This window comes from Colwellia psychrerythraea (assembly GCF_000764185.1).
Classification (GTDB): Bacteria; Pseudomonadota; Gammaproteobacteria; order Enterobacterales; family Alteromonadaceae; genus Colwellia; species Colwellia psychrerythraea_B.
Genome location: NZ_JQEC01000036.1, coordinates 1 through 2,663, shown reverse-complemented (window position 1 = coordinate 2,663; position 2,663 = coordinate 1). Strand labels below are relative to the sequence as shown.

Sequence of the window (2,663 nt, the reverse complement as noted above, 5' to 3'; positions counted from 1 at the left end):
GGGAAACCCACTTAGCATAAGCTAGGTATTATTAACTGAATACATAGGTTAATGAGGCAAACCGGGAGAACTGAAACATCTAAGTACCCCGAGGAAAAGAAATCAACCGAGATTTCGTTAGTAGCGGCGAGCGAACGCGAATCAGCCCTTAAGCTTATTTGGCGCTAGTGGAAGGTTCTGGAAAGGACCACGATACAGGGTGATAGTCCCGTACACAAAAGCAACCTTTAAGTGAAATCGAGTAGGACGGAGCACGTGAAACTTTGTCTGAATATGGGGGGACCATCCTCCAAGGCTAAATACTACTAACTGACCGATAGTGAACCAGTACCGTGAGGGAAAGGCGAAAAGAACCCCTGTGAGGGGAGTGAAATAGAACCTGAAACCGCATACGTACAAGCAGTGGGAGCCCGATTTAGTCGGGTGACTGCGTACCTTTTGTATAATGGGTCAGCGACTTATATTCTGTAGCAAGGTTAACCGATTAGGGGAGCCGTAGCGAAAGCGAGTGTTAACTGCGCGTTTAGTTGCAGGGTATAGACCCGAAACCCGGCGATCTACCCATGGGCAGGTTGAAGGTTGAGTAACATCAACTGGAGGACCGAACACACGTATGTTGAAAAATGCGGTGATGACTTGTGGGTCGGAGTGAAAGGCTAATCAAGCCGGGAGATAGCTGGTTCTCCCCGAAATCTATTTAGGTAGAGCCTCGGACGAACACCATCGGGGGTAGAGCACTGTTAAGGCTAGGGGGTCATCCCGACTTACCAACCCTTTGCAAACTCCGAATACCGATGAGTGATATCCGGGAGACACACTGTGGGTGCTAACGTCCATTGTGAAGAGGGAAACAACCCAGACCGCCAGCTAAGGTCCCAAAGTACTAGTTAAGTGGGAAACGATGTGGAAAGGCATAGACAGCTAGGAGGTTGGCTTAGAAGCAGCCATCCTTTAAAGAAAGCGTAATAGCTCACTAGTCGAGTCGGTCTGCGCGGAAGATGTAACGGGGCTAAACTAGTCACCGAAGCTGCGGATTCATAATTTATTATGAGTGGTAGGGGAGCGTTCTGTAAGCCGTTGAAGGTGAATTGAGAAGTTTGCTGGAGGTATCAGAAGTGCGAATGCTGACATGAGTAACGATAAGGGGAGTGAAAAACTCCCCCGCCGAAAGACCAAGGTTTCCTGTCCCATGTTAATCAGGGCAGGGTAAGTCGGCCCCTAAGGCGAGGCGGAAACGCGTAGTCGATGGGAAACAGATTAATATTTCTGTACTTCTATATATTGCGAAGGAGGGACGGAGTAGGCTAAATGAGCACAGCGTTGGTAGTCTGTGTGAAAGAATGTAGGCAGAGAACTTAGGTAAATCCGGGTTCTTGTTAATGCTGAGACTCGAGACGAGATTCTACGGAATTGAAGTCATTGATGCCATGCTTCCAGGAAAAGCTTCTAAGCTTCAGATATATAGGAACCGTACCCCAAACCGACACAGGTGGTTAGGTAGAGAATACTAAGGCGCTTGAGAGAACTCGGGTGAAGGAACTAGGCAAAATAGTACCGTAACTTCGGGAGAAGGTACGCTGCATATGGGTGATGGAACTTGCTTCCTAAGCCCAGAGCAGTCGAAGTAACCAGGTGGCTGGAACTGTTTATTAAAAACACAGCACTGTGCAAAATCGAAAGATGACGTATACGGTGTGACGCCTGCCCGGTGCCGGAAGGTTAATTGATTCGGTTAGTCCTCGGACGAAGCTGATGATCGAAGCCCCGGTAAACGGCGGCCGTAACTATAACGGTCCTAAGGTAGCGAAATTCCTTGTCGGGTAAGTTCCGACCTGCACGAATGGCGTAATCATGGCCACACTGTCTCCACCCGAGACTCAGTGAAATTGAATTTGCGGTTAAGATGCCGTATACCCGCGGCTAGACGGAAAGACCCCGTGAACCTTTACTATAGCTTGACAGTGAACATTGCTCCTACATGTGTAGGATAGGTGGGAGGCTTTGAAACCATGTCGCTAGATGTGGTGGAGCCAATCTTGAAATACCACCCTTGTATGCGTGATGTTCTAACCTAGGGCCCTTATCGGGCTTGGGGACACTGTCTGGTGGGTAGTTTGACTGGGGCGGTCTCCTCCCAAAGAGTAACGGAGGAGCACGAAGGTTGGCTAAGTACGGTCGGACATCGTACGGTTAGTGCAATGGCATAAGCCAGCTTAACTGCGAGACAGACACGTCGAGCAGGTACGAAAGTAGGTCATAGTGATCCGGTGGTTCTGTATGGAAGGGCCATCGCTCAACGGATAAAAGGTACTCCGGGGATAACAGGCTGATACCGCCCAAGAGTTCATATCGACGGCGGTGTTTGGCACCTCGATGTCGGCTCATCACATCCTGGGGCTGAAGTCGGTCCCAAGGGTATGGCTGTTCGCCATTTAAAGTGGTACGCGAGCTGGGTTTAGAACGTCGTGAGACAGTTCGGTCCCTATCTGCCGTGGGCGTTTGAGAATTGAAGAGGGCTGCTCCTAGTACGAGAGGACCGGAGTGGACGAACCACTGGTGTTCGGGTTGTCATGCCAATGGCATTGCCCGGTAGCTACGTTCGGAACTGATAACCGCTGAAAGCATCTAAGCGGGAAGCAGGCTTTGAGATGAGTTCTCACTGG

At 49.9% G+C, this 2,663-nt stretch carries 1 rRNA gene; it reads left to right on the top strand.

The features are described from left to right. Positions 1-2,663, top strand: a 23S ribosomal RNA gene (locus tag GAB14E_RS10230); the annotation flags it as partial.